Origin of the sequence: Rickettsia endosymbiont of Ceutorhynchus obstrictus (genome assembly GCF_964026565.1) — a bacterium.
GTDB lineage: Bacteria > Pseudomonadota > Alphaproteobacteria > Rickettsiales > Rickettsiaceae > Rickettsia.
This window is the reverse complement of record NZ_OZ032162.1, coordinates 175,499-199,904: the sequence shown is the minus strand read 5'-3', so window position 1 is coordinate 199,904 and position 24,406 is coordinate 175,499. Positions and strand designations below refer to the sequence as shown.

Below are 24,406 nucleotides of genomic sequence, written 5' to 3'. Positions count from 1 at the left end.
TCTTAAATTTATATTAAACCAATTTCACTACTTTATTTTTTCCTGATGTTTTTGCCGTATACATGGCCTTATCCGAACGCTCGATAAAATCAGCGATAGATTCTCCTTTTTTATATTCCGTTACACCGATAGAAATAGTTTTGTGTATAGGTTCCGGTTGCCCTTCAATCTGAAAATCCATACATTCAATTTTTACTCTAACTCTTTCTGCCGTATGCATTGCTTGCTCCATATTCATATCACTTAAAAGAATAGTAAATTCTTCTCCGCCGAATCTGGCAATTAAATCAGTTACTCTAAAAGTATTTTTCAAAACACGGGTAACTATTTTTAAAACCGTATCTCCCGCTTGATGACCGTAACTATCGTTAACATGCTTAAAATCATCAACGTCGCACATAAGTAAATACAAACTAATTTCATCTTTGTTAGCTTTTTCCATCATTTGCTTTATATGTATATCGAAATAACGCCGATTAAATAAGCCCGTTAAACCGTCTTTGACTGCTAAATTTACACTTTGTTCAAGATCATTGCGTAAATTATCTTGATATTGTTTTCTGCGAAGTTGTGTTCTAATCCTTGCGAGTAACTCATTTTCTTCAATAGGGTAAATAAAATAATCGTTAATTCCGAGTTCCATTCCTTTCATAACTATAGGTAAATTTTCTTCATCGACTAGTAAAATTAGTACCACTCCGCTTATTTCCGGTTTGCCTCTTAACACTACGCTAACTCTTAACGGATCTTCATCCTCAAGCATACTGCTAATAATTACTAAATCAGGAATATATTCCGGTGTAGCCTCAAGTTCTAGGGATTCACTTATTACTTGGACATTCGGAGAAATTTTTAGTAACATTTGTTTGATATTTCTAGCCTGTACTATATCATCATTAATTAATAAGATTTTTTTATCGTTAAAAGTATCCCGCATTTCTATAGCCGGACTACCTAATAAAGCATTTGTATCATTCCGAAGCTTTAATTCATCAATTAATACTTTCATTCTCGAGAGGGACTTAAGCCTGACGAAAAGAGCAGTATCGTTTATAGGTTTGGTCAAAAATTCATCCGCACCCGCCTCTAAACCGGTGATACGATCCTCCACCTCCGAAAGTGCCGTTACCATAACTACCGGTATATGAGTAGTCTCCGGATTCGCTTTTATCCGCCGGCATACCTCAAAACCATCCATCTCCGGCATCATAACATCAAGCAATACCACATCAATCTTATTTTTTTCAAGTATACTTAATGCCTCCTTACCGCTAGTTGCGGTAAAGACCGTATAATATTCGTTTAAAAGTTTTGCTTTTAATAATTTAATATTTGTCTCTATATCGTCGACTACTAATATATTTGCCGTCATAAATTTTACAAAACCCTAATGTTAAAATAGTATTATTTAAATTCTTATCTTTAAATGTTGTTTTTAAAAAAAATAATTTGTATATTTATAATTTTTTAAGATACATACTATAATTATATATATGAAAATTTCGGCAAATTCAATTAGAACAGGTAATATATTAGTATACAACAATGATTTATGGGTGGTAAATAAGACACCTGAACATACTAAACCCGGCAAAGGCGGTGCTTATGTACAGGTAGAGATGAAAAACTTAAAAACGGGAACAAAGCTTAACGAACGCTTTAGTTCATCCGATTATATCGAAAAAGCCGAGCTTGAGCATAAAAATTTTCAATTTCTCTATTTTGAAGATAATAATCTTGTGTTAATGGATAATGTAACTTTTGAGCAAATTACTATAGATAAACAAATTTTAGGTGAAAAATTACCGTTTTTAACGGATAACATGCAGGTAAAAATAGAATTTTATGAGGATAACCCTTTGAATATTGAACTCCCGCCGACGGTTACGGCTGAAATTATTCAAACCGATCCGGTAATAAAAGGATCAACCGTTACCTCTTCATATAAACCGGCAATTTTAGCTAACGGTATTAGGGTTATGGTGCCGCAATATTTAGTAACGGGCGAAAAAATTATTATCAAAACCGAAGATATTAGTTTTGTCGAGCGGGCTAAATAATATACTGCATTAACTCGAAGAGTTGTCATACCGAGGCCCCGCCGGTGTTGTTGCATGGCTCATAATTTACCATTATGGTTATTATAAGTACGATGTCATACCGTGGCATGACACCGAAACACTTTGCAAAAATTCGAGCCATGCAACAACGCCGGACGAGCCACGGGGTGACACTCCTAATTCTTGAAATACTTCACGTATACCAAGTTCTAAAATTAACCGTACAGAAATGGTATAGATAGATGCAACCGATAACCAATTTATTAATTAGTGCGACGCGCAAAGCCGTTAAATTTTTACAACGAGATTTTCTAGAACTTGAAATGCTTCAGAGAACAAGCTCAGGCAATAAAGGATTCTGCGAGAAATCTTACTTGAAATTAAAAACTTTATTACAAAATGAATTGCAAAGACATTTAGAATCTTTATTTTTTCCGGAGGATATATTTGAAATAGATAATAATAATCGGGAAGTTGCTTTTTTAGTGCATCCTATAGATAGCACAAATAATTTAGCGAGAAGCATACCGTTTTTTGCTTTATCGATAACTTACTTAAAAAAAATACAGGAAACTTTAACAGCCGTGTCTACCGTAATACATTTCCCGGCTCTTAATGAAATTTATTATGCCGAAAAAGGCAAAGGAGCGTGGGTAGAAAGAGATAGCTTTAATTCTATAAATAATAAAAGCGCAAGGCTTCGGGTTTCCGGTATTGCTGATTTAAAGAATTCTTTAATAGTAAGTGACAATTTAACCGATACACCCTTTCCCGTAACCGATGTTAGGGCTTTTGGTTCACCGTGCTACTCAGCTATTCTTTTAGCAGCCGGTAAAATTGATATAATATATTTGTCATCATTAAATTATACTCTATATCATGCATTTGAATTAATAATTAAGGAAGCCGGCGGTGTGGTAGTAAATAACAACAATAAATTTATTGCCTCAAATGATCATCTTAAGCAGGCGTTGCTACGTGGATATTCAAAACATCATTGCGAGGAGGCACATCGTGCCGACGCGGCAATCTAGTTTTTGTCATGCTGAACAAGTTTTGCGCATCTTTTTTTAGTATATCCTGAAATAAATTCAGGATGACTATTATTTTCTAGATTGTAACAAAGCTTGCAGGGGCGGCGTTGTTGCATGACTCGATAAAAGCAGCAGCATGTCATTCTAGCTAAAGGCGCATTTAAGAAATAATGTCGGAAGATGTCATACCCGCGAAAGCGGGTATCCAGGCTAAAAAGCCTTAGCTTGTAAGGCTTTTTTCTGTATAATTGTAAGTTATCCTTACATTTTTAGTTTAATTTTTCTAGATTCCCGCCTTTAGCTAGAATGACATGCTGCTGCTTTTATCGAGCCATGCAACAACGCCTACCGCAACTAGGAATGACATCACTTTTGCGGTGAATTTTTGATCCATGTGAGCAATGCTTCCTTGCAATGACGTTTAAGTTATTACTCATTTTTCAAGAATTAAATATAATAGTTTTATGAATTTATCTCCTTCTTTGCCGGGTAATTCCGTACTCGGTAAAAAAACAACTTATAGCAATAGTTACGATCCTACATTGTTATTTAGAATCCCAAGAATAGATAATAGAGAAAAATTAAAGCTTAAGGAGGATAACATTCCGTTTTACGGGGTGGATATTTGGAATGCTTACGAAATTTCTTGGTTAAATCCAAAAGGCAAACCTTGTGTGGCAATCGGTAGTTTTTACATTCCCGTTAATTCCTCTAATATTGTTGAATCAAAATCGTTTAAGCTATATTTAAATTCCTTTAATAATGACGTTATTTCTTCGATGGAAGAATTAGAAAGAATAATATTAGAAGATTTAAGTACTGCTACAAATGGTCAAGTATTCGGTCGATTATCATCCTTAAATGAAAAAATAGAATTTGCTGAAATAAATGGTGAAAATATCGACTATTTAGATGTGGAATGCAATATTTATGACCATCCTGATAGTAATTTAATCGAATATGATGATATTGACATTGAGGAAGAAATTAACTCAAATTTATTAAAATCTAATTGTTTAGTAACTAATCAGCCTGATTGGGGAACGATAATAATAAAATATAAGGGTAAAAAGCTAAAGCATGATAGTATGCTAAAATATTTAGTATCTTTTAGAAATTGTAATGAATTTGCCGAGCAATGTGCCGAGCGTATTTTTGTCGATATTAAAAATGCTATAAATCCTACTTACCTATCCATATATATTAGATATACTAGACGCGGAGGAATCGATATTTGCCCTTATCGCTCCACAGATCAGAATTATATATTACCGAGTAATAAAAGATTAATTAGGCAGTAAACAAAAGTTCCTTCCTGCGCGGATTATTGCCGGCGTTGTTGCATGGCTACCAGAATCGTCATTGCGAGCGACTGGAGGCGTTGTTGCATGGCTAATAATTTACCGTATTATGGTTATTATAAGTACGGTGTCATACCGTGGCTTGACCCACTACTGTACGAACGTTTAAATAAAGAGGTAAAAATTCTGTCATTCCGTGGCTACGACCACGGAATCCAGCTTATAATATCATAAAAAGATTCTAAAATAAGTCTAATATGGCTTTATTTTCCTGGATGCCGTGATCAAGTCACGGCATGACACAGCCTTTTTTCAACGTTCGTACACTAGTGGGCTTGACCACGGTATCCAGAAAAACCTTAATAAAAAGACTGGATGCCGTAGTCAAGCCGGCGTTGTTGCATGGCTCTAAAAAAGTGCCGTATGTCATTCTAGCTAAAAGCGGGAATCTAGAAAAAAGTATAAAAGTCATCCTGAATTTATTTCAGGATCTTTTTCAACAGATGCTGAAACAAGTTCAGCATGACAAAGAAAAGTCTGGATTCCCGCCTTTAGCCATAACTGTCCGAAGTTACATAAAGAAGTAGAAAGAAATATAGATTTTTACTGTATTTAATGGCTATATATAGTAAAAATTCTTAATATTGATGCTCAAAAATACTATTTTTAACCTTAATTTTTTTAACTTCGGACAGTTATGGCCTTTAGCTAGAATGACATCGAAAATTCGAGCCATGCAACAAGACCCGCACCTCCTCGCAAGGCATTGTTGCGTGGATCGGAAATTAATAAAAATCCGTCATGGCGAAGCCGCGGAGTGGCTGTGGCCATTCAGGCTATCCCGAATATATGGGGGATTTAATTAGAATATTAAACAAATTTAGTATAAAAATATGTTTATACTTAGATGGCCACGGCGCCAAAAGGCGCCTCGCCATGACGGTTTGGGTATCCACGCGGGCATTGCCTTCCCGCGAAAGCGGGAATCTAGAAAAACACTTAAAAATAAACAAAATTATATAAAAATTTACTATATAATTCGCTTAAATATTTTCTGGATTCCCGCTTTTAGCTAGAATGACATCAAAATTTGAGCCATGCAACAACGCTGCGACCAAAGAGAACGCGGCAATCTAGGAAAAAATTAGTACAAAATACTATGTAAATTATTATTTTCTGGATTGCCGCATCGGGATTTTGTCCCTCCTTAGCTCAGACGTTTAACGATCAGCGCGGACATTGCTACGCAGGCATAATATTGATTAAATTTGCATTAATATAATTATTTTTTAATTTTTGGAAATCCTCATCGGCATGATATGAAGAACGAGTTAAAGGACTAGCCGAAACCATTAAAAAGCCTTTAGTCTTAGCGACTCTTTCAATATATTTAAATTCTTCCGGCGTAACATACCTTGCAACCTCTGCATGATTTTTAGTAGGCTGTAGATATTGACCGATAGTTAGGAAATCAACTTTTGCTTCTCTTAAGTCATCCATTACTTGGATTACTTCGCTCGTTTCCTCTCCAAGCCCTACCATCATACCGGATTTAGTGAAAATTTCAGGAGATAATTTTTTTATATTATGCAGTAAACTCAAAGAATTATAATATCTTGCTCCCGGTCTTATCTTTTTATACAAGGAGGGAACAGTCTCAACATTATGATTAAAAACGTCGGGCTTTGCTTCCGCTATTATTTCCGCCGCTCCGTCTTTTCGTAAGAAATCAGGGGTTAAAATCTCAATTGTTGTAGCCGGGGAAGAGTGTCTAATTTCTTGAATGCAATTAGCAAAATGTCTAGCTCCGCCGTCTTCTAAATCATCACGATCAACGGAAGTAATTACTACATGCTGAAGATTTAATTTTTTCACTGCTTCAGCAAGGCGTTCAGGTTCATGAGGATCAAGCAAATCCGGTCTGCCGGTTGCAATATTACAAAACCTGCAAGCTCTAGTACAGACCGAGCCTAAAATCATGACGGTTGCATGTTTTTTAGACCAGCATTCCCCTATATTAGGACAAGCGGCTTCCTCACAAACCGTATTTAATTTTAAATTTTTTATTAATTCTTTTGTATCCCGGTATTGCTTAGAAGTCGGAGCTTTTACTTTTATCCAATCGGGGCGTTTAATTGACAATATTGCCTCTATTTTCTCATTATTCAGCATATAATCGAAATATTTTTAAATCCAACGGTTTTTACTATAACGCAAATCGTCAATTGAAGCGATAAATCTAAAATATGCTATAAAAATTATGAGGTCAATGTTAATAAAGAATAATTGAAAATAACGTCGTTGCGAGGAGGCATTGTTACGTGGACGGGGCATTGTTGCATGGCTCGAATTTTCGATGTCATTCTAGCTAAAGGCGGGGCTTTGTTGCATGACTACCGGAATCGTCATTGCGAGGAGGGACGTAGTCCCGACGTGGCAATCCAGGAAAAAATTAGTACAAAATGCTATGTAAATTATTATTTTCTGGATTGCCGCGCTCCCTTTGGTCGCTCGCAATGACGGTTCTGGTATCCACGCGGGCATTGCCTCCTCACAATAACGATTCCGGTAGCCATATAATAATGCCGTCTCGCAACGACTTAGACGAACTTAGAATTTAAGTTTTGCACCGATAAGACCGACGGTTCCTTTAATTTTCTTATTAGGCGCTTCTACGTAATAAACCGGTTTGCCTTTTGCTTGAAAATATGACACTTCAGCGTAAGGCAATAATCCCGGCATTATTTTATATTCCGTACCTAAACTTACGGTATCGACGGTATTTTTATATCTTGATGATTTAAAATACGAGACACTCGTTTTAATCGGTCCTTGAGCATAAGCAAGACCACCGTTATAATAATAAGTATCACGCCCGACTTTATGATATTCTTTTGCGGTTAAGCTTTTCCCTAAACTGCCGTAAGAAGCTGCGCATGAAACATTACCGTACGTGAAAACCGCGCCGAGATTATAAGCTTTTAAATCAGAGAGTTTATAGCTTGCTAACACTGTTGTTGTAGTGCCTTCTCTTTTAGCCTGAATAAGTTGACGTGCCGGTTTGCCGTATTCTCCCGTAACCGATAATTTTAAAGCTACATCATCGGCAATTTCATGCTCGTAGGCCATACCGGCCGATACTGCATCCTTAACATTTTGATTAATCCTCATAAACGTACCGTCATCTAACAGTACGGTCTTGATACCAGTATTTGATTTGCTGACGCCGGTTCTACCTGAGTTTTCAAATGTTAAGTTATTAATATCTTTATTACCGCCGGTATTAGCTGAATCCGGTGTATAAGAGATACCTGCTTGAAAGCCGCTAAATTTAGGTGTGTAATAAGAGACTTTTCTAGCTGCCTCTGCTTTATCGTTAATTTGATCAAAGTTATTAGAAAATGATTCGATATAAAAATTACTAGTAGTATCAAAATCGGGTTTAAGATTGTTATATCTCATATATTGACCGTCAAGAATTACATATCTAGACCAGCCGCCCGTGGCTGCCGTTACGTAACCGCCGGTAATACGCATGTTAGCGCCGGCATCGTAAGGAGAACCGAGTTCAACTTTTCCGTAATCCGTTTTCAAGAAAATATGAGAACCGTTATAACTTGTGGAAGTTTTAGGTCTAGTAGTAGGTAACAACACGATTTTAACACCGGCTGTTACATCATCATTAAGAGCTTGAGAAATAGTAGCATCAAATGCGGCTTCCGTATAGAAAGCCGTTTTCTTTCTATTATCGGAAACATTTTTTTCATATCCTAATAGATGATTTTGGCTTGCAAAACCGCTTTCAAATTCAAAGAAACCTTCTAATTTTATTTCGGTATTAGGGTTAGCGATTTTGATAGTAGGCGTATAATCAGCTGCAAAAGCTGATTGAGTAAAGCAAGCTATACTTGCTAATAATAGTAATTTTTTCATTTGAAAAACCTCTTAAATATTTTTAGCTTTAAAAGTTTTATTACCAATTTTGAGCTTAACTAAAATATGGGTTAAATTTTATAGACTAAATATAATGCAATTCTTAAAATTTACCACAAGAATTAGGCATAATATATAATTTTTAAGGTTAATAATACGCAAAGTGGTATAATTACAACTATATACTTGCCGGGTTGCATGGATCGAATTTTTGATGTCATTCTAGTTCAAACGGGGCTTTGTTGCATGGATCGAATTTTTTTTGCAAAGCAATCCGGTGTCATACCGAGGCCCCTCCCACGGTATCCAGAAAAAATCTTAGTAAAAGACCGGATACCGTGGCTTGACCCACTACTGTACGAACGTTGAAAAAAGGCTGTGTCATGCCGTGACTTGATCACGGCATCCAGGAAAATAAAGCCATATTAGACTTATTTTAGAATCTTTTTATGATATTATAAGCTGGATTCCGTGGTCGTAGCCACGGAATGACAGAATTTTTACCTAGTGGGCTTCACCACAGTATCCAGAAAAAAATCTTAGTAAAAGACCGGATGCCGTGGGAGGGGCCTCGGCATGACACCGTACTTGTAATAACTATAATACAGTAAATTATGAGCCATGCAACAACGCCCTATATACTTGCCGGGTTTTTTATTTTTAAATAACTCGGTAACTAAATCTAAAAATAAAATTAATATGTATAATTAATATTTTGTATTTTAATAATATTTAGTTATAATTATCACTTCATTAATTTAATTGTCAAGTATTAGTATAATGTCAATCATGTCAGACAAATGGATCAAAGAAATGACCGGTAACCATGGGATGATTGAGCCTTTTGTGGACAAACAAGTTAGGGTTCATAATTCGGAAAAAATTATTTCTTACGGATTATCTTCTTACGGTTACGATACGAGGGTATCAAGGGAGTTCAAAATATTTACTAATATTAATTCCACTATCGTTGACCCTAAAAATTTTGATAAATGTAGTTTAGTGGACAGGGAAGTGGATGTATGTATTATTCCGCCGAATAGCTTTGCCCTTGGTAGAACAGTTGAGTATTTTAAAATTCCGCGGGACGTGATAGTTATTTGTGTAGGTAAATCTACTTATGCCAGATGCGGTATAATCATCAACGTTACACCGTTAGAACCGGAATGGGAAGGGCATGTTACGTTAGAGTTTTCAAATACTACTCCTTTGCCTGCTAAAATTTACGCCAATGAAGGAGCTTGTCAATTTTTGTTTTTAAAAGGAGAACAAGCTTGCGATCTTTCCTACGCAGACCGGCAAGGGAAATATATGAAACAACTCGGAGTTACCCTGCCGTTAACTTAAAATAATATTAAAAATAAGGATTTTATGAACATACCAAACCCTGATGCTCCTGAAGCGATACCTCACATTTCCGTTAATGCCCAATATATAAAAGATTTATCGTTTGAAAGCCCTTCTGCGCCTTCATCGCTTGCCGCTTTAGAACGTAATCCTCAAATTGATTTATCACTTGATATAAATATTTCTAATTTACCGGAAGAAAATTTTTATGAGGTTGAACTAAATATTGAAGCTAGCGCAAGAAATGAGAAATATAAATTATTTTTAGTAGAATTAAAATATGCCGGAGTGTTTAATTTAATTAATATCGCTCCTGAACAGCATCAAATTTTGTTATCCGTTCATTGTCCGGCAATGATTTTTCCGTTTGCCAGAAAGATTATTGCAAGCGTAACGCAAGACGGTGGATTTCAGCCGTTAATGATTGATCCCATAGATTTCGGTGCTTTATACCATAAAAAAATGTTAGAACATCAGAATTAATATAATTTCTGATCTCATTCCCCGGAAGGTATGGCGTTGTTGCATGGCTCAAATTTTCGATGTCATTCCCGCTTTTAGCTAGAATGACATACTGCTGCTTTATCGAAACCATGCAACCAACGCCTTTGGTCGCTTGCAATGACGTTTAGGGTATCCACGCAACAACGCCCGCTCGCAATAACGGAGTTTTTTTGTGTTAATTTCTATCAATGCAACAATGCCTTCTTGCAATGACGTATTTGAATTTTTTGTTAAAGATAATAAAAAATTTAAAATAGAATTAAATAATCTTTACTTATTTTGTTAACAAAGGTATAAAGCAATTTAAATAAAAATTATTTAATTAGTGAGAAATTAAGGAGAGCTATATGAAATTAGATAAAAAAATAAATTTGTTATTAAGGAGAAAGATATAATGAGGGTTCTTTTAATTGAAGATGAGCCGCAAATGGCTAACTTAATTGAACTAACTTTAGCCTCGGAAGGAATAGTTTGCGATATAGTTTCAGTCGGTACGGATGGTTTAAAAGTCGGTAAAATTTATAAATACGATCTGATTATTTTAGATATTATGCTACCGGATATTAGCGGGTTTGAAGTTCTACTAAGATTACGTGCGGTAAAGGTAAAAACACCTATTTTAATTTTATCCGGTCTTACTAGTATGGACCAGAAAATTACCGGTTTTTCTTCCGGTGCTGATGATTATTTAACTAAACCGTTCGTCAGAGAAGAGCTAATTGCTCGTATAAAAGCAATAGTTAGGCGTTCTAAAGGGCATTCAGAATCGATATTTAGATTCGATAAAGTTAGTGTGAATCTGGATACTAGAAGCGTTGAAGTTGATGGAAGGAAAGTACATTTGACTAATAAGGAATATGCAATTTTAGAATTGCTTATATTACGTAGGGGAACGATATTAACTAAAGAAATGTTTTTAAACCACCTATATAATAATGTCGGCGAGCCGGAAATGAAGATTATCGACGTATTTATATGTAAATTACGTAAAAAATTAAGTGATGCAGCCGGTGGAAAAGACTATATAGATACGGTTTGGGGACGCGGCTATATGTTAAAAGAACATGATGAAACTTCCGGATAGCCTTTAGTCGAAAAAGCACGAGCGAAATAAGAAAAAATCTTAGTAAAAGACCGGATTCCGTGGTCGTAGCCCACTACTGTACGAACGTTTAAATAAAGAGGTAAAAATTCTGTCATTCCGTGGCTACGACCACGGAATCCAGCTTATAATATCATAAAAAGATTCTAAAATAAGTCTAATATGGCTTTATTTTCCTGGATGCCGTGATCAAGTCACGGCATGACACAGCCTTTTTTCAACGTTCGTACAGTAGTGGGTCGTAGCCACGGAGTGACACCGGTCAATTCCAAAAAAACACGAAAGCCCTAAATGAAAATTCTAGCCGGCAATAGTAATAAAATACTCGCAAAACATCTGGCCTTAGCATTAAATGCTCATTATATAGAATGTTTAACTACATATTTTAACGATACCGAAATAAAAGTAGAAATTTTAGAATCTATTTACAATGAAGATATTGTTATAATTCAGTCAACTTCAAGACCGGTTAATGATCATCTAATTGAATTGTTATTATTAATAGATACTGCAAAAAGAGCTAAAGCAAAACAAATTATCGTCATAATACCGTATTTCGGCTATAGCCGTCAAGATCGTATATTTTCTAATGAGACCTCAATTCCGGCACGATTAATAGCCAATCTTTTAGAAATTACGGGCGCAACTTCTATAATTACCGTTGATTTGCATTCTGATAAAATAGAGAAGTTTTTTAAAATTCCTATTCAAAATCTATGCCCTATAAGTTTGTATTTGCCTTTTCTAAAAAATTATAATGATCTTATTATAGTGTCTCCTGACGAAGGCGGTACTCAGCGCGCTCAAAAAATCGGCGCGTCGGTTAATCTAGATATAGCTATTATTAGCAAACGAAGAGCGGTAAATAACAAATGTGAAATGATAGAAATAACCGGAGACGTTAAAGGAAAAAATTGTGTGTTAATCGATGATATTATCGATAGCGGCGAAACCATTTGTCAAGCAGCTAAATTTTTAATTGATAATGCGGCTTTATCGGTTGATGCATTTGTAACTCATCCCGTACTTTCAGCGGGTTCTATGGACAATATCCAAAATTCGGTTATAAATAATATTTATGTAACGGATACTATACAAGTTACTAATTTATCTGCTAAATTTCATATAATATCGATAGCACCTATTATTATCCAAGCATTACAAAATATATTATAAATATGTACTTAGCTCAATGCACACTTGAAATTGATTTAGCAAAAATAAAAGCTAACTACCGCACCTTACGCGATATTTGCCAAAATTCACTAGTGGGGGCAGCTGTTAAAGCAAATAGCTACGGGCTTGGAGCAAATCAAATTTCTAAAGCGTTAGAAGAGGAAAATTGCCGATTTTTCTTTGTAGCTTCATACATTGAGGGAATAAATTTACGTAAAATATTGAGTAGCCACTCAAATATTTTAGTCCTTAACGGTGTTTCCCAAAATGATGCTGCGGAATTTGTTGAATATAATTTAATACCGGTACTTAATAATCTAAAGCAAATTGAGATATGGCGACAACTGGCTAAAACTCGGAATCAATTATTAGACTGCTTTCTGCATTTTAATACCGGCATAAATCGTTTAGGTCTAACTCACACCGAAATAGAACATATAATCAATGATCGTGACTTATTAGAAGGTTTGCAAGTACAATATATTATGAGTCATTTAGCTGCCTCCGAAGAAGCTAATAACCCTTACAATATTGAGCAATTAACAAAATTTAAAAGTTATCTACCACATTTTCCTAATGTAAAAATAAGTTTAGCTAACTCAGGCGCTATATTTTTAGGACAAGATTATCATTTTGATTTAGTAAGACCCGGAATGGCTTTATACGGTCTTAATCCTTTGGGTCAGCATAAACCGAATCCAATGAAGAATCCTGTAACCCTTACTGCACCGATAATTCAATTACAAAAATTGACAGCAGACAGCCATATCGGTTATAATACATCATTCACTACCGAGCGCGATAGTATAATTGCTACGTTACCGCTCGGTTATGCAGACGGCTATAGCCGAAATTTTAGTAACCGCGGCGAAGTATTTATTAACGGTCATGTTGCCAAGATAGTAGGGCACGTATCAATGGATTTAGTTAATATTGATGTTACCGATCTACCGCATTCACAAATTTTTCTAGGGCAAGAAGTAGAGATTATAGGGAATTATTGTACTCCGGATAAAATAGCGACTATTATAGGTACTATCGGATACGAAATATTAACTAGCCTCGGTAATAGATATAAAAGAGTATATAAAAATGATACTTAATACGGTTAACTTAATCGGCAAGCGTACTATCGGTATAGCAAGGAATATCGGGGCTTTCTCGTTATTTAGCTTTACAGCGGTTAGTAGTATAGTTAGGCCTCCTATATATTTCGGTTTAATTTATCGCCAATTATTATTTATCGGTTTCTATTCTTTGCCGGTCGTCGCGATGACTACTTTTTTTTCCGGAGCAGTGCTAGCGCTACAAAGCTATACGGGGTTCTCACGCTTTTCTGCCGAAAGCTCAATTGCAACGGTGGTAGTATTATCTTTAACCAGAGAGCTCGGTCCCGTGCTTGCCGGTCTTATGGTTGCCGGCAGAGTCGGTGCTTCAATTGCCGCTGAAATTGCGACTATGCGAGTAACCGAGCAAGTAGATGCTCTATATACTTTATCTACCAATCCGATTAAATATTTAGTATTCCCAAGGGTAATAGCTGCAGTTATTACCTTGCCGTGCCTAGTATTAATCGGCGATGTAATCGGGGTAATGGGCGGTTATTTAGTAGGCGTATATAAGCTTAATTTCAATAGCGTAAGCTATTTAACTAGTACTTTTCAATATTTAGAAGCAATTGACGTAATTTCCGGCTTAGTAAAAGCAGCAGCTTTCGGCTTTATTATCTCTATAATAAGTTGCTATAGCGGCTATTATTCTAATAAAGGCGCAAAAGGCGTCGGGATGGCTACTACTTCGGCGGTAGTAAATTCCTCCATTCTTATTTTGATTAGTAATTACCTGATAACCGAATTATTTTTTAAAGTGTAATGTGCTGCTAGTAAATGAAGAGGAAAACGTGAGTCGTCATTGCGAGGAGGAGTTGGCTTTGTTGCATGGATCGAAAATTGCTATATTTTGGGTATTCTTTAAAAGTACCGCGATGTCATGCCGTGGTCAAGCCCACTACTGTACGAACGTTGAAAAAAGGCTGTGTCATGCCGTGACTTGATCACGGCATCCAGGAAAATAAAGCCATATTAGACTTATTTTAGAATCTTTTTATGATATTATAAGCTGGATTCCGTGGTCGTAGCCACGGAATGACAGAATTTTTACCTCTTTATTTAAACGTTCGTACAGTAGTGGGTCAAGCCTCGGTATGACACCATACTTATAATAACCATAATACAGTAAATTATTAGCCATGCAACAACGCCCAATGACGTAGAGTTTTCGATCCACGCGGGCATTGCCTCCTTGCAATGACGTTGAACTATCTCAATTCCCAAATTAATCGTACAAAAGCAATGACAGAAGAAACATTAAAAATTAAAATTCGCTCTTTGCATAAATCTTTTTCCGGTCATAAAGTACTTGACGGAATAGATTTAGACGTAAAAAAAGGCAGTTCTTTAGTAATTCTCGGCGGGTCGGGTACGGGTAAATCGGTGTTAATAAAAGCTATAGTAGGATTACTCAAACCGGATAGCGGCAAGATTTCTATTGATGGAGTAGACACCACCAATATCTCTGATAGTAAAAGATTTGATATTATGGAAACTATCGGCTTTTTATTCCAAGGAGGAGCTCTTTTTGATTCTTTAACCGTACAAGATAATATTACTTTTTTTACTAAAAAATTATCTAAAAAAGAAAAAAATGAATTAGCGGCATCTAAACTTGAATCCGTTGGATTATCTTCTAGAATACTTGCTCTTTACCCTTCAGAATTATCAGGCGGTATGCAGAAAAGAGTAGCGCTTGCGAGAGCAATTTGCAGCACCCCGTCAATTCTTTTTTTAGATGAACCGACCACGGGGCTTGATCCTATAATGGCTAATATCATTAATGAATTAATTATTAAAATTCAAGAGGAGTTAGGTGCAACTACCGTTACCATAACTCATGATATGGTTAGCGCCGAGAAAATAGCCAAGGAAGTAGCGATGATTTATCAAGGAAAAATTATGTGGTATGGAACAAAAAACGAAATGACCGATAACGACAATCCTTACCTTAAACAATTTATTACCGGTTCGACTACCGGCCCTATTGAGGTTGATTATGTTTAAAATTTTACTTAAAAATATACCGTTTATCGGTGTTCTGTTCACTCTCTTAAGTAGCAGTAATGCTTACGCTGCAAGTAACCGACCTTATACTACAGCCGACTGGGAAAAAATAGCAATTATAGTTGTTATCGCCGTTTTAATTTTCAGCCCTTCAAAATTTCGCGTAATAGTAATCGGCACCACACTCGGTTTAACATGCGCTTATTTAACTTATAAATATCTTTTACCTATACTACAAAATTTTTAATGTTGCCTCGTACAGTATTGCTTTGTGGATAGCTAAAAAACCTCTCATTGCGAAGAAGAATTGTTGCGTGGATACCCAAAACGTCATGGCGAGGCGCCTCTTGGCGTCGTGGCTATCTAAGTATAAACATATTTTTATACTAAATTTGTTTAATATTCTAATTAAATCCCTCATATATTCGGGATAGCCTGAATGGCCACAGCCACTCCGCGGCTTCGCCATGAGGGATTTTTATTAATTTCCGATCCACGCAACAATGCTGAGCTAGGAATGATATACTGCTGCTTTTATCGAGCCATGCAACAACGCCGCCGGCATTGCTACGCGGGCATGACATAAACCGCAACTCTTCAGGTTATATTTAAGTATATTACATGATAATTAATATAGAACTCATAAAAAATTATAAGGAATGGCAAGGACACAAGTTAATTAACAAGTTTTTAATAAAAAAAATTATTCAAAACGTGTTACGGCGATTTGATGATTTTGCTAACATAAAACAAATTGAATTATCAATCTTATTAACGGATAATTCAAGGATGGCAGACTTAAATACACAATTTCGCAATATAGAGAAAGCTACTAATGTTCTTTCCTTTCCAAATGAAGAATTAGATTGGCGGGACTTACGTTTAAATGAGCCGGTAAATGAAAAACTTACTCTACGGAAAGACATACAGCTAAATTCAGAAAGATTTAGACAAGATGAATTTAATGGTGAGCTAAGCTACCGTACTAGAGTACGTGAGCACAGGCGAATCCAGAAAAATTCGCTTGTATCAAGCTTTATGAATGACGCTATACTTGAATTTCCGGCAAATCTTCCTTATATGTATTTAGGCGATATAGCATTTGGTTATGAAGTAATTTACACGGAAGCGCTAGAGCAAAAAAAAACTTTTGAAAATCATTTTATTCATCTTTTAATACATAGTATTCTACATTTAATAGGATTTGACCATCAAAATGACGAAGAAGCGAATATTATGGAAAATTTAGAAATTAAAATATTAAATTATTTCAATATTTCTTCACCTTATTAATCAAATAAAAAAACATTATGTTTAATACCGATTCCCAAATTAAATTGTACAGGAGTGATTTAATTTGCGAGTGTCCGCAGTCTATATTAATAGGTAAGGAGGCGAGTTTAATTCAAAACCGCTTCTGTATGATTAATTTCGGAAGTTGGTATAAACCTTCAAAAAAAGAAGATTCTTATGACTAATAAATTAAATCATAGAATTATTTCTAATTCAAAAAAATTGCTATTACCTATTAAATCTTTCTTTGTAAATCTTCTCGCTAGGATAATCGGTAGAGCAAAAATAAAAGATGATTTTTCTATTACTATTAAACAGCTTAGAGTTAATAGTCGAAAAATGACACTAGACGAACGTAATATTTTAACTAATCTTTTAAAATTAGAAGGTAAAACCGTTGAAGATATAATGATTCCGAGATCAGACATTGCCGCAATAAAGCTAACTATAAATTTAGAAGAATTAAGTAAGATTATTAAAACGAAAGTTCCTCATACCAGAACACTCATATATGACGGAACTTTAGATAATATAGTCGGCTTTATTCATATCAAAGATTTATTTAAAGCATTAGTAGTTACTAAACAAAATTTTCAGTTAAAAAAACTAATTCGTAAACATATAATTGCTGCACCTTCCATAAAGTTAATTGATCTGCTTGCTAAAATGCGAAGAGAGCGGACTCATATAGCAATAGTTATAGACGAATATGGCGGTACTGACGGAATGGTGACTATTGAGGATATTATGGAAGCGATAGTAGGCAGAATAGACGATGAACACGATAAGCAATTAGACAGCGATAATTTTGAGATTATTGATAATAACACGATTATCTCAAATGCTCGTGTAGAAGTAGAAGTATTAGAAAAATTAATCGGCGAAAAATTAAAAGAAGATGATGATGAATTTGATACGATAGGGGGTTTGGTACTTACAAAAATCGGTAATGTTCCGTCAATCGGCACTAAAATAAACATCTCGAATAATATTGAAATTGAAGTCATTGATGCAAATCCTAGAACTTTAAAACAAGTTAAGATTAAACTGAAATACGACCTACCCGCTTCCGAATTACCTAGACAAGGTTGAAAAATTATTATATATATACGTGAAGTATACCTATAACATAACGTAACGCCAAACCACTATTGAAAAATAAAATAGCGGCAGCTTTTAAACATATTTGTAAATATAAATGTCAAAAGAAGATCTAATCCAGTTTGCGGGAGTCGTGCTTGAACTTTTACCTAATGCAACTTTTAGGGTAAAGCTAGAAAACGATCATTTAATTATTGCTCATACCTCCGGTAGAATGCGTAAAAATCGTATTAGAATATTAGTAGGAGACAAGGTTACCGTTGAAATGACTCCGTACGATTTAACTAAAGGTCGAGTAATTCATCGTAATTAACTCCAACTATGGATAAGTTTTTAAGCTAAAACTTATCCATAGTTCGCGTTAATTAATTATCTACCGCACAAAAAATATGCATATGCGTGAAGTATTCCGAGAATTGGATTTTATTGGCAGGGGTGAGCAAGCGCAGCTTATACTTAATAAGTGCCAAAATATAATAACTTTAATGGGCGAATCCCTGATAAAATGAAAGACCGATTCTTGAAAGACGAGCGGCATAATTTGCCCATCATATTAGCGTCTCAGTCACCTGCTAGGCTTGAGTTACTAAAAAGATTAAAAATTGTTCCAACTCAAATTTTACCTGCCGATATTGATGAATCGCCGCGTTTGCGTGAATTACCAAATCATTTAGCTATCAGACTTGCGAAAGAAAAAGCCGTAAAAATTGCTTCGCAAATAGAAGAACCGGCTATTATTATAGCAGCGGATACCGTCGTTGTAGCCGGTAGAAAATTATTACCGAAAGCCGCTACCCATGAAGAAATAAAAGATTGCCTTAATATATTATCAGGAAGACGTCACCGTGTTTATACCGGTTTGTGTGTTATTAAAAAACACCACAATCAAACGACGGTAAGACAAAAAATAGCTCAAACAATCGTTAAATTTAAAAGATTAAGCCGGCAAGAAATTGACTTTTACTGTTCACTTAATGAAGGATTAAATAAGTCAGGCGGATGCGGAATTTCCGGCTATGCGGAAGCTTTTATTCCATTTATTTCAGGCTCTTACTCAAATGTCATGGGGCTGCCTCTATTTGAAACGGTAAATGCTTTAACTTCCTTGGGTTATGTAATAGGTGATTAGAGTCGATTGATTTTGAGCGTGTTAACGCGAATTTAGAATAAGAACTTACCATAAATTCGGTTCAAAAGCTAAATAATCAAGGGTAAAGGCGGCTTCAAAGATTCGTCATTGCGAGCGACTGGAGGCGTTGTTGCATGGATGGTTAAAATCGCTTAAAACTTGTCATACCGTGGCTTGACCCACTACTGTACGAACGTTGAAAAAAGGCTGTGTCATGCCGTGACTTGATCACGGCATCCAGGAAAATAAAGCCATATTAGACTTATTTTAGAATCTTTTTATGATATTATAAGCTGGATTCCGTGGTCGTAGCCACGGAATGACAGAATTTTTACCTCTTTATTTAAACGTTCGTACACTAGTGGGCTTGACCACGGTATCCAGAAAAAATTAAAAAGCCTGACTGGATGCCGTGGTCAAGCCACGGCATGACACCGAATTGCTTTGCAAAAATATTGAGCCATGCAACAAAGCCGAAGGCGTTTATGCCGATGCAGGGCGGGCAATACGGCTAAATTCAGAAAGCTTCAGATAAGATAAATTTAAAGACGAGCTAAGCTACCGTACTAGAGTAGGTGAGTACAGGCGAATGTCGAAAAATTTGCTTGTATCAAGCGATGACGCTGTACAGCTAAACTAACTATACCTTCCAATATCTTTAATCCTAAAATTTCTTCTTAATAATCTCTGCTACTTTTTTAACTTCATTCAGAGGAGTGTAATTATATTTTTCTAGCGAGGTAGTAAATTTATCAAAAATTTTTGCTATTTTTTGCTCTACCAATTGGTCGATAAAAGCTTGATGTTTTGGAGCTTTAAAGCTAGGAGGACAAAATATATAAAGAGGGTTGCCGCTAGCTACTGCATCGCTGCACATTGAAATCGAATCGGCAGTAGAAACTATATAGGTCGCTTGAGAGAGCATACCTAAATACGGATTAAATTTATTGCTTAAGTTATCTTTATTGTTTAAGTTATCGTTCTCCTTAGGATCGTAAATAATTGTAGAGTCAGGCATCAAGCTTTTAATAATCAGTTTGACCGTGTTTGGCGTACGTCTACTAAAACTAATAAAAAAAGGTAGCTTCCGAACATGATTTACCCTAAATAATAACGATGATAATAGAAAAGCATCCTCATCACTAAATTTATAATATTTATTACCTCCACCGATAATAACGGCTATAAATTTTTCAAGCTGAGGATAATTTTTATGTAACTCCTCAGCGGCAAGAGGTAGTTTCGGCAAAACGCCGGTAAGTGCTCCCGTGAACCTTATAACATTTGTGGATTCTTGCATTAGAGTATCATGATACGGCAAGATTACGGTATCAAATTCATCGTAAGTAACAGCCGGCTGCATTATTTGAATCAGCTTTATTTTATTATTAGACTTTCTCTTTAAATAAAGCGCCAGCGCTGCCGTCCTTCTTCCGGCAGTAATTATTATATCGGGGAACGGTTTTGCTTCTAAAGATCGTAATAATTTATTTTTGATATGGATAGGTCGCCCTTGAAGAAAATAATTCGGTAATTTGCTAAAATAATTATATTTTAACTCTATTAATTCATATTTCTCTCCTAGTTCTTCCGCTAGGGCTATAGCTTGATTCGTATTACCCGCTCTATTATCACCGAGTACCCAAATATTTATATTTTTCATAGTCATATACTAAATCCTGAAGAGTTGTTATACCGTGGCTTCCGGTATTGTTGCATGGCTAATAATTTACAAATGAAGTCCAGGTAAATTTATTATGTTAGCAAGGCTTATACCCTTATCGCAGGCATTTGCCAATTCCGGCATAATCGGTATTTTATGGATTAAAGGTATATTATATTTCTCTGAGAAATATTTACCACTATTACCGTTAAATATATTTAAAATTTTTCCTGAAGGTGAATCGATTAAGTAACTCATATTTTCAATAATACCCATAATAGATAGGCTCAACTTCCGATATAAATCAATAGAACGAATTACATCTATTTGCGACATTTTTTGCGGAGTAGTGACAATTATAACACCATTTAAGTGATAATTTTCTAAAATACTCAAATGAATATCACCGGTACCGGGGGGCATATCAATAATTAAATAATCGAGATTATCCCATTTAGTTACGGATAATAATTGATAGATAGTTTTGCTAGCCATCGGTCCGCGCCAAATAATTGCGGAATAATCTTTAACAAAAAAGCCGATAGAGATAATTTGAATATTACGCGATATTAAAGGAATTATTCGCTCATTGATTGTTTGCGGCACCTCATTAATACCGAATATCTGCGGAATTGACGGACCGTAAATATCCGCATCGACTATACCGACTCGATGCCCTTCCTTGTTTAATTGCTCGGCAATTAAGGCAGCAACGGTAGATTTACCGACTCCGCCTTTGCCGGAAGCAACTAATATTACTTTTTTTACATTCTCTATAAAATATTTGGCTTTTTGCGGAGAATTTTTTATATTTTGAGGTTTTTTATCCAGGCTTTTGCTACTAGTAAAAATAATTGTTATTTTGCCGATACCGGCAATTTCCCTAAGTTTATCTATCGCCTTAACTTTTATTTCCTGCGCTTCTTCTTGATTTTGTTCAGAGATATCAATTGAAAAACCTATATTTTGATCTTTAATAATTATATTTGATATAATATCGGTTAAGTTAGTGCCGTCTTTAAATATAATATTTTGGATTTTATTAAAAATTTGTTGTTTATGTAAGTCAGTCATATTTTTTTAATCTTATATTTAGTTCATAGCTTGTTGACCTTAATTAGTATAGTATATATAATAATAAAATTCGCGTCCTTAATATATTTCAAATATACAAAAAAATGTTTAACAAAAAATATATTCAAATTTTCAAAAAATCTCCTTGGAAAGATTTTGAAGATAATAATGATAACAACATATTCACAAGACCACGGAAAAATCAATTTGATTTTAATAAATTTCAATTTAAATTTAACTTTAATAATAAAACTATAATTTTAGCCGTATTTGCGCTTTTAGCTCTTTGGTTTGCTTCCGGTATTTATGAAGTAAAAGAAGGAGAGGAAGCGGCAGTAATAAGGTTTGGACGTTTTGTACGCAAAGGATTTCCCGGTCTTAATTACCGATTACCGACACCGTTTGAAGCGGTAATAATAGAAAAAGTTAATCAATCTCGCAGGATTGAAATCGGTTATCGAACAAGCAATTTAGGTAAAAACAGCAGTGATAATACTAAAAATGTTGCCGGTGAAAGTATTATGCTAACGGGCGATGAAAATATTGTTGCTTTAAATTGTGACGTAATGTGGCATATCAGCGATCTAGAAAAATTTAGCTTTAATATATTAAGACCTGAGGAATCAGTCAAAGCTACCGTTGAAAGTGCCGTTAGGGAAGTGATCGGCAATACTCCTATTTCTTGGGTATTATCCGATCAAAAACAGGAAATTACTTATAAAATTGAGACTTTAGCACAAAAAATCTTAGATAGCTATAATGCGGGCGTTACTATTGAAATGGTACAATTGTTAAAAGCCGAACCGCCGGCCGAGGTAATAGACGCTTATAGAGACGTACAAACATCCAAAGCCGATAAAGAAAGAGAAATAAACCAAGCTCAAGCTTATAATAATAAAATTTTGCCGGAAGCACGTGGGCTTGCCGCAAAAATTTTCCAAGAAGCAGAAGCTTATAAAGCAGAAATAATTTCAAAAGCCGAAGGGGATAGTCAAAGATTTAATGCTATTTATAAGCAATATGCGATGAACAAGCAATTAACTAGAGATCGCTTATACCTAGAAACGGCAGAAGAAGTTTTAACCGGGGCAAATAAAACGATTATCAATAATAATCTTTTACCCCACATGGCTATTAAACCTTCCGGGAATTAAGGCGTTTGTGTATAGGCGGTGTTAGTTTAAGGAGTAAAAACGTAAGCCGTCATTGCGAGGAGGTGTTGTTGCGTGGATACCCAAACCGTCATGGCGAGGTGCCTCTTGGCACCATGGCAATCCAGTTAAACATATTTTTATACTAAACTTGTTTAGTATTCTAATTAAATCCCGAATGTAATTCAGGATAGCCTGGATGGCCACAGCCACTTCGTGGCTTCGCCATGACGGATTTTTATTAATTTTTTGATCCACGCAACAATGCCTTGCGCGCGGTGTTGTTGCATGGCTCAAATTTTCGATGTCATTCTAGCTAAAGGCAGGAATCCAGAAAAATTATAGTCATCCTGAATTTATTTCAGGATCTACTAAAAAAAGATGCTGAAACAAGTTCAGCATGACAAAGGCAAAAAAGCCTAGATTCCCGCCTTTAGCTAGAATGACATACGGCACTTTTTTAGAGCCATGCAACAAGACCTGGCAATGCTCATAATGACGGACAGGTACACAGAACTCAAAAAAATAATAAAGAATACTAAAGGAATACTAAATGAAAAAAATTTATTACTTAATTTTTGCGATTATTTGCGGATTAATATTAATTTCTAGCTCGTTATTTTCTGTTGATCAACGTCAATTAGCCGTGGTATTTCAATTCGGTGAAGCGGTAAGAACTATAGAAGCGCCGGGGTTACATATTAAAATTCCGTTTATTCAGGATGTAGAGTTTTTTGATAAGCGTATTTTAGATGTCGAAGTAGAATCAAAGGAACTAACAGCAGCTGATGGAAAAAGGGTTATTGTCGATGCTTATGCCAAATTCCGTATTAACAATCCGGTAATGTTTTACAAAACGGTACATAATTATCAAGGTGTTAAAATAAGACTTACTAGAAATTTAGAGTCCTCAATGCGTAAAGTGATCGGTAAAGTATCCCTAAGTAATCTTCTTACCACAGAGCGCACTAACGTAATGTTTAATATTTTAAATCAAGTAAACGAGGAAGCAAAAAATTTCGGTATTGATGTAATTGACGTCAGAATATTGAGAGCGGATTTACCGAAAGAAAATAGTGCCGCTATTTATCGCCGTATGCAAACTGCTCGTGAAAAAGAGGCTACCCAAATTAGAGCCGAAGGACAAGAGGAAGGTGTGCGTATTCGCTCAAGGGCTGACAAAGAAAGTAAGATATTATTAGCCACGGCTTACAGAGATTCACAAATCATTAAGGGCGAAGGGGATGAGAAAGCCGCGAAAATATATAATGCCGCTTACTCTATCGATCCGGAATTTTACAAATTTTATAAATCACTTATAGTATATAAAAATTCTTTAAAGAAAGAAGATACCTTATTTGTAGTTTCGCCTGACGCGGAACTGCTTAAATATCTTAACTTATCTAAATAAATATTGTGAGT

General features: G+C 35.4%; 37 protein-coding genes and 1 pseudogene. 26 read left to right on the top strand and 12 right to left on the bottom strand.

Annotation, left to right across the window (positions count from 1 at the left end; translation table 11 throughout):
• Nucleotides 1-13: 13 nt before the first annotated feature.
• Nucleotides 14-1,372: a PleD family two-component system response regulator gene (locus tag AAGD64_RS01245; protein WP_341793572.1), complete on the bottom strand. Its 1,359-nt coding sequence runs from the start codon at nt 1,370-1,372 to the stop codon at nt 14-16.
• 121 nt (nt 1,373-1,493) lie between these two features.
• Here AAGD64_RS01245 and efp point away from each other — a divergent pair, with 121 nt between their 5' ends.
• Nucleotides 1,494-2,060: an elongation factor P gene (efp, locus tag AAGD64_RS01240; protein WP_253308115.1), complete on the top strand. Its 567-nt coding sequence runs from the start codon at nt 1,494-1,496 to the stop codon at nt 2,058-2,060.
• 242 nt (nt 2,061-2,302) lie between these two features.
• Nucleotides 2,303-3,094, top strand: coding sequence for an inositol monophosphatase family protein (locus AAGD64_RS01235; protein ID WP_253308116.1), 792 nt, complete (start codon nt 2,303-2,305; stop codon nt 3,092-3,094).
• On the opposite strand, the gene AAGD64_RS01230 is transcribed toward AAGD64_RS01235, so the two are convergent.
• Nucleotides 3,091-3,237 carry a hypothetical protein gene (locus AAGD64_RS01230; RefSeq protein ID WP_341793571.1) on the bottom strand — a complete coding sequence of 49 codons (147 nt, stop codon included), beginning with the start codon at nt 3,235-3,237 and terminating at the stop codon, nt 3,091-3,093. The two genes, AAGD64_RS01235 and AAGD64_RS01230, sit on opposite strands and share 4 nt — an antisense overlap.
• Before the next feature lie 339 nt (nt 3,238-3,576).
• Between AAGD64_RS01230 and queF the strand changes: the two genes are divergently transcribed.
• From queF to AAGD64_RS01210, 4 genes are all read left to right on the top strand, one after another.
• Nucleotides 3,577-4,395 (top strand): NADPH-dependent 7-cyano-7-deazaguanine reductase QueF, encoded by an 819-nt coding sequence (gene queF, locus AAGD64_RS01225; RefSeq protein ID WP_410526097.1) that lies wholly within the window; start codon nt 3,577-3,579, stop codon nt 4,393-4,395.
• A 42-nt stretch (nt 4,396-4,437) separates the two neighbouring features.
• Entirely contained in the window at nt 4,438-4,629 is a 192-nt protein-coding gene (locus tag AAGD64_RS01220) for a hypothetical protein (RefSeq protein WP_341793569.1), read from the top strand.
• Nucleotides 4,630-4,691: 62 nt separating this feature from the next.
• Complete coding sequence (locus AAGD64_RS01215; RefSeq protein ID WP_341793568.1) at nt 4,692-4,982, top strand: hypothetical protein; 291 nt, start codon at nt 4,692-4,694, stop codon at nt 4,980-4,982.
• Between the two features lie 214 nt (nt 4,983-5,196).
• Nucleotides 5,197-5,418 (top strand): hypothetical protein, encoded by a 222-nt coding sequence (locus AAGD64_RS01210; protein ID WP_341793567.1) that lies wholly within the window; start codon nt 5,197-5,199, stop codon nt 5,416-5,418.
• A gap of 219 nt (nt 5,419-5,637) precedes the next feature.
• Here AAGD64_RS01210 and lipA read toward each other — a convergent pair whose 3' ends face one another.
• Nucleotides 5,638-6,567 (bottom strand): lipoyl synthase, encoded by a 930-nt coding sequence (gene lipA, locus AAGD64_RS01205; RefSeq protein WP_253308119.1) that lies wholly within the window; start codon nt 6,565-6,567, stop codon nt 5,638-5,640.
• A 168-nt stretch (nt 6,568-6,735) separates the two neighbouring features.
• On the opposite strand from lipA, the gene AAGD64_RS01200 reads away from it, so the two are divergent.
• Both AAGD64_RS01200 and AAGD64_RS01195 read left to right on the top strand, forming a co-directional pair.
• A complete protein-coding gene (locus AAGD64_RS01200; RefSeq protein WP_341793566.1) occupies nt 6,736-6,915 on the top strand; it encodes a hypothetical protein in 180 nt (59 codons plus the stop codon).
• On the top strand, nt 6,885-7,016 hold the full coding sequence (locus AAGD64_RS01195) for a hypothetical protein (RefSeq protein WP_341793565.1): 132 nt from the start codon (nt 6,885-6,887) through the stop codon (nt 7,014-7,016). The genes AAGD64_RS01200 and AAGD64_RS01195 overlap by 31 nt, the downstream gene beginning before the upstream one ends.
• On the opposite strand, the gene AAGD64_RS01190 is transcribed toward AAGD64_RS01195, so the two are convergent.
• Together AAGD64_RS01190 and AAGD64_RS01185 are read right to left on the bottom strand one after the other, a co-directional pair.
• Nucleotides 7,006-8,328, bottom strand: a complete 1,323-nt coding sequence (locus AAGD64_RS01190) for a porin (RefSeq protein ID WP_341793564.1) — start codon at nt 8,326-8,328, stop codon at nt 7,006-7,008. The two genes, AAGD64_RS01195 and AAGD64_RS01190, sit on opposite strands and share 11 nt — an antisense overlap.
• Before the next feature lie 227 nt (nt 8,329-8,555).
• Nucleotides 8,556-8,729: a hypothetical protein gene (locus tag AAGD64_RS01185; protein WP_341793563.1), complete on the bottom strand. Its 174-nt coding sequence runs from the start codon at nt 8,727-8,729 to the stop codon at nt 8,556-8,558.
• An 87-nt stretch (nt 8,730-8,816) separates the two neighbouring features.
• On the opposite strand from AAGD64_RS01185, the gene AAGD64_RS01180 reads away from it, so the two are divergent.
• The 4 genes from AAGD64_RS01180 (at nt 8,817) to ctrA (ending at nt 11,263) form a co-directional block, all read left to right on the top strand.
• Complete coding sequence (locus AAGD64_RS01180; protein WP_341793562.1) at nt 8,817-8,939, top strand: hypothetical protein; 123 nt, start codon at nt 8,817-8,819, stop codon at nt 8,937-8,939.
• Between the two features lie 169 nt (nt 8,940-9,108).
• Nucleotides 9,109-9,675: a dCTP deaminase gene (dcd, locus tag AAGD64_RS01175; RefSeq protein WP_253308121.1), complete on the top strand. Its 567-nt coding sequence runs from the start codon at nt 9,109-9,111 to the stop codon at nt 9,673-9,675.
• A gap of 24 nt (nt 9,676-9,699) precedes the next feature.
• A complete protein-coding gene (gene secB, locus AAGD64_RS01170) occupies nt 9,700-10,158 on the top strand; it encodes a protein-export chaperone SecB (RefSeq protein ID WP_253308122.1) in 459 nt (152 codons plus the stop codon).
• Between the two features lie 415 nt (nt 10,159-10,573).
• Nucleotides 10,574-11,263: a response regulator transcription factor CtrA gene (ctrA, locus tag AAGD64_RS01165; protein ID WP_253308123.1), complete on the top strand. Its 690-nt coding sequence runs from the start codon at nt 10,574-10,576 to the stop codon at nt 11,261-11,263.
• Here ctrA and AAGD64_RS01160 read toward each other — a convergent pair.
• On the bottom strand, nt 11,227-11,379 hold the full coding sequence (locus AAGD64_RS01160) for a hypothetical protein (RefSeq protein ID WP_341793561.1): 153 nt from the start codon (nt 11,377-11,379) through the stop codon (nt 11,227-11,229). The genes ctrA and AAGD64_RS01160 overlap by 37 nt on opposite strands.
• A gap of 193 nt (nt 11,380-11,572) precedes the next feature.
• Here AAGD64_RS01160 and AAGD64_RS01155 point away from each other — a divergent pair, with 193 nt between their 5' ends.
• The 4 genes from AAGD64_RS01155 to AAGD64_RS01140 are packed head-to-tail and all read left to right on the top strand — an operon-like array spanning nt 11,573 to nt 14,510.
• Nucleotides 11,573-12,457, top strand: a complete 885-nt coding sequence (locus tag AAGD64_RS01155; protein WP_341793560.1) for a ribose-phosphate diphosphokinase — start codon at nt 11,573-11,575, stop codon at nt 12,455-12,457.
• 2 nt (nt 12,458-12,459) lie between these two features.
• Nucleotides 12,460-13,560 carry an alanine racemase gene (locus tag AAGD64_RS01150; RefSeq protein WP_341793559.1) on the top strand — a complete coding sequence of 367 codons (1,101 nt, stop codon included), beginning with the start codon at nt 12,460-12,462 and terminating at the stop codon, nt 13,558-13,560.
• Nucleotides 13,550-14,329 (top strand): ABC transporter permease, encoded by a 780-nt coding sequence (locus AAGD64_RS01145; RefSeq protein WP_341793558.1) that lies wholly within the window; start codon nt 13,550-13,552, stop codon nt 14,327-14,329. Before AAGD64_RS01150 ends, AAGD64_RS01145 begins: the two co-directional genes overlap by 11 nt.
• A 1-nt stretch (nt 14,330) precedes the next feature.
• Nucleotides 14,331-14,510 (top strand): hypothetical protein, encoded by a 180-nt coding sequence (locus AAGD64_RS01140; RefSeq protein ID WP_341793557.1) that lies wholly within the window; start codon nt 14,331-14,333, stop codon nt 14,508-14,510.
• A 50-nt stretch (nt 14,511-14,560) separates the two neighbouring features.
• Here AAGD64_RS01140 and AAGD64_RS01135 read toward each other — a convergent pair whose 3' ends face one another.
• The gene (locus AAGD64_RS01135) at nt 14,561-14,743 is read right to left on the bottom strand and encodes a hypothetical protein (RefSeq protein ID WP_341793556.1); all 183 of its coding nucleotides are present in this window, start codon (nt 14,741-14,743) and stop codon (nt 14,561-14,563) included.
• 65 nt (nt 14,744-14,808) lie between these two features.
• Between AAGD64_RS01135 and AAGD64_RS01130 the strand changes: the two genes are divergently transcribed.
• Together AAGD64_RS01130 and AAGD64_RS01125 are read left to right on the top strand one after the other, a co-directional pair.
• Nucleotides 14,809-15,573: an ABC transporter ATP-binding protein gene (locus AAGD64_RS01130; RefSeq protein WP_253308127.1), complete on the top strand. Its 765-nt coding sequence runs from the start codon at nt 14,809-14,811 to the stop codon at nt 15,571-15,573.
• Nucleotides 15,566-15,820: a DUF5510 family protein gene (locus AAGD64_RS01125; protein WP_253308128.1), complete on the top strand. Its 255-nt coding sequence runs from the start codon at nt 15,566-15,568 to the stop codon at nt 15,818-15,820. The genes AAGD64_RS01130 and AAGD64_RS01125 overlap by 8 nt, the downstream gene beginning before the upstream one ends.
• Here the strand turns inward: AAGD64_RS01125 and AAGD64_RS01120 are convergent.
• Nucleotides 15,806-16,042 (bottom strand): hypothetical protein, encoded by a 237-nt coding sequence (locus AAGD64_RS01120; RefSeq protein WP_341793555.1) that lies wholly within the window; start codon nt 16,040-16,042, stop codon nt 15,806-15,808. The genes AAGD64_RS01125 and AAGD64_RS01120 overlap by 15 nt on opposite strands.
• Between AAGD64_RS01120 and AAGD64_RS01115 the strand changes: the two genes are divergently transcribed.
• The 6 genes and pseudogenes from AAGD64_RS01115 (at nt 16,013) to AAGD64_RS01090 (ending at nt 19,631) form a co-directional block, all read left to right on the top strand.
• Nucleotides 16,013-16,159 (top strand): hypothetical protein, encoded by a 147-nt coding sequence (locus AAGD64_RS01115; RefSeq protein WP_341793554.1) that lies wholly within the window; start codon nt 16,013-16,015, stop codon nt 16,157-16,159. The genes AAGD64_RS01120 and AAGD64_RS01115 overlap by 30 nt on opposite strands.
• A 38-nt stretch (nt 16,160-16,197) precedes the next feature.
• Nucleotides 16,198-16,866 (top strand): rRNA maturation RNase YbeY, encoded by a 669-nt coding sequence (ybeY, locus tag AAGD64_RS01110; RefSeq protein WP_410526096.1) that lies wholly within the window; start codon nt 16,198-16,200, stop codon nt 16,864-16,866.
• A gap of 128 nt (nt 16,867-16,994) precedes the next feature.
• A pseudogene (locus tag AAGD64_RS01105) lies at nt 16,995-17,958 on the top strand (hemolysin family protein).
• 106 nt (nt 17,959-18,064) lie between these two features.
• A complete protein-coding gene (gene infA / locus AAGD64_RS01100) occupies nt 18,065-18,280 on the top strand; it encodes a translation initiation factor IF-1 (RefSeq protein WP_253308131.1) in 216 nt (71 codons plus the stop codon).
• Between the two features lie 207 nt (nt 18,281-18,487).
• Nucleotides 18,488-19,096 (top strand): Maf family protein, encoded by a 609-nt coding sequence (locus AAGD64_RS01095; RefSeq protein WP_253310074.1) that lies wholly within the window; start codon nt 18,488-18,490, stop codon nt 19,094-19,096.
• 412 nt (nt 19,097-19,508) lie between these two features.
• On the top strand, nt 19,509-19,631 hold the full coding sequence (locus AAGD64_RS01090; protein ID WP_341793552.1) for a hypothetical protein: 123 nt from the start codon (nt 19,509-19,511) through the stop codon (nt 19,629-19,631).
• Nucleotides 19,632-19,760: 129 nt separating this feature from the next.
• Here AAGD64_RS01090 and AAGD64_RS01085 read toward each other — a convergent pair whose 3' ends face one another.
• A complete protein-coding gene (locus AAGD64_RS01085; RefSeq protein ID WP_253310075.1) occupies nt 19,761-20,750 on the bottom strand; it encodes a mitochondrial fission ELM1 family protein in 990 nt (329 codons plus the stop codon).
• A 75-nt stretch (nt 20,751-20,825) separates the two neighbouring features.
• Nucleotides 20,826-21,833, bottom strand: coding sequence for an Mrp/NBP35 family ATP-binding protein (locus AAGD64_RS01080; protein ID WP_253308132.1), 1,008 nt, complete (start codon nt 21,831-21,833; stop codon nt 20,826-20,828).
• A 104-nt stretch (nt 21,834-21,937) separates the two neighbouring features.
• Here AAGD64_RS01080 and hflK point away from each other — a divergent pair, with 104 nt between their 5' ends.
• Complete coding sequence (gene hflK / locus AAGD64_RS01075) at nt 21,938-22,987, top strand: FtsH protease activity modulator HflK (RefSeq protein ID WP_253308133.1); 1,050 nt, start codon at nt 21,938-21,940, stop codon at nt 22,985-22,987.
• A 21-nt stretch (nt 22,988-23,008) separates the two neighbouring features.
• Here hflK and AAGD64_RS01070 read toward each other — a convergent pair whose 3' ends face one another.
• Nucleotides 23,009-23,242: a hypothetical protein gene (locus tag AAGD64_RS01070; protein WP_341793551.1), complete on the bottom strand. Its 234-nt coding sequence runs from the start codon at nt 23,240-23,242 to the stop codon at nt 23,009-23,011.
• 87 nt (nt 23,243-23,329) lie between these two features.
• Complete coding sequence (locus AAGD64_RS01065) at nt 23,330-23,458, bottom strand: hypothetical protein (protein WP_341793550.1); 129 nt, start codon at nt 23,456-23,458, stop codon at nt 23,330-23,332.
• Between the two features lie 79 nt (nt 23,459-23,537).
• Between AAGD64_RS01065 and AAGD64_RS01060 the strand changes: the two genes are divergently transcribed.
• A complete protein-coding gene (locus AAGD64_RS01060; RefSeq protein WP_341793549.1) occupies nt 23,538-24,395 on the top strand; it encodes a protease modulator HflC in 858 nt (285 codons plus the stop codon).
• Nucleotides 24,396-24,406 lie beyond the last annotated feature (11 nt).

Bases quoted from the DNA above. Each gene is read 5' to 3' on its own strand.
- AAGD64_RS01130 (WP_253308127.1), top strand. From the start codon at position 14,809: ATGACAGAAGAAACATTAAAAATTAAAATTCGCTCTTTGCATAAATCT.
- AAGD64_RS01115 (WP_341793554.1), top strand. From the start codon at position 16,013: ATGGCCACAGCCACTCCGCGGCTTCGCCATGAGGGATTTTTATTAATT.
- AAGD64_RS01060 (WP_341793549.1), top strand. From the start codon at position 23,538: ATGAAAAAAATTTATTACTTAATTTTTGCGATTATTTGCGGATTAATA.
- ctrA (WP_253308123.1), top strand. From the start codon at position 10,574: ATGAGGGTTCTTTTAATTGAAGATGAGCCGCAAATGGCTAACTTAATT.
- AAGD64_RS01245 (WP_341793572.1), bottom strand. From the start codon at position 1,372: ATGACGGCAAATATATTAGTAGTCGACGATATAGAGACAAATATTAAA.
- AAGD64_RS01210 (WP_341793567.1), top strand. From the start codon at position 5,197: ATGGCGAAGCCGCGGAGTGGCTGTGGCCATTCAGGCTATCCCGAATAT.
- dcd (WP_253308121.1), top strand. From the start codon at position 9,109: ATGTCAATCATGTCAGACAAATGGATCAAAGAAATGACCGGTAACCAT.
- AAGD64_RS01080 (WP_253308132.1), bottom strand. From the start codon at position 21,833: ATGACTGACTTACATAAACAACAAATTTTTAATAAAATCCAAAATATT.
- AAGD64_RS01150 (WP_341793559.1), top strand. From the start codon at position 12,460: ATGTACTTAGCTCAATGCACACTTGAAATTGATTTAGCAAAAATAAAA.
- AAGD64_RS01200 (WP_341793566.1), top strand. From the start codon at position 6,736: ATGGCTCGAATTTTCGATGTCATTCTAGCTAAAGGCGGGGCTTTGTTG.
- secB (WP_253308122.1), top strand. From the start codon at position 9,700: ATGAACATACCAAACCCTGATGCTCCTGAAGCGATACCTCACATTTCC.
- infA (WP_253308131.1), top strand. From the start codon at position 18,065: ATGTCAAAAGAAGATCTAATCCAGTTTGCGGGAGTCGTGCTTGAACTT.
- AAGD64_RS01190 (WP_341793564.1), bottom strand. From the start codon at position 8,328: ATGAAAAAATTACTATTATTAGCAAGTATAGCTTGCTTTACTCAATCA.
- AAGD64_RS01220 (WP_341793569.1), top strand. From the start codon at position 4,438: ATGGCTACCAGAATCGTCATTGCGAGCGACTGGAGGCGTTGTTGCATG.
- AAGD64_RS01235 (WP_253308116.1), top strand. From the start codon at position 2,303: ATGCAACCGATAACCAATTTATTAATTAGTGCGACGCGCAAAGCCGTT.
- AAGD64_RS01180 (WP_341793562.1), top strand. From the start codon at position 8,817: ATGACAGAATTTTTACCTAGTGGGCTTCACCACAGTATCCAGAAAAAA.
- AAGD64_RS01160 (WP_341793561.1), bottom strand. From the start codon at position 11,379: ATGACAGAATTTTTACCTCTTTATTTAAACGTTCGTACAGTAGTGGGC.
- AAGD64_RS01125 (WP_253308128.1), top strand. From the start codon at position 15,566: ATGTTTAAAATTTTACTTAAAAATATACCGTTTATCGGTGTTCTGTTC.
- hflK (WP_253308133.1), top strand. From the start codon at position 21,938: ATGTTTAACAAAAAATATATTCAAATTTTCAAAAAATCTCCTTGGAAA.
- AAGD64_RS01120 (WP_341793555.1), bottom strand. From the start codon at position 16,042: ATGGCGAAGCCGCGGAGTGGCTGTGGCCATTCAGGCTATCCCGAATAT.
- AAGD64_RS01230 (WP_341793571.1), bottom strand. From the start codon at position 3,237: ATGACATGCTGCTGCTTTTATCGAGTCATGCAACAACGCCGCCCCTGC.
- efp (WP_253308115.1), top strand. From the start codon at position 1,494: ATGAAAATTTCGGCAAATTCAATTAGAACAGGTAATATATTAGTATAC.
- AAGD64_RS01145 (WP_341793558.1), top strand. From the start codon at position 13,550: ATGATACTTAATACGGTTAACTTAATCGGCAAGCGTACTATCGGTATA.
- lipA (WP_253308119.1), bottom strand. From the start codon at position 6,567: ATGCTGAATAATGAGAAAATAGAGGCAATATTGTCAATTAAACGCCCC.
- AAGD64_RS01215 (WP_341793568.1), top strand. From the start codon at position 4,692: ATGACACAGCCTTTTTTCAACGTTCGTACACTAGTGGGCTTGACCACG.
- AAGD64_RS01155 (WP_341793560.1), top strand. From the start codon at position 11,573: ATGAAAATTCTAGCCGGCAATAGTAATAAAATACTCGCAAAACATCTG.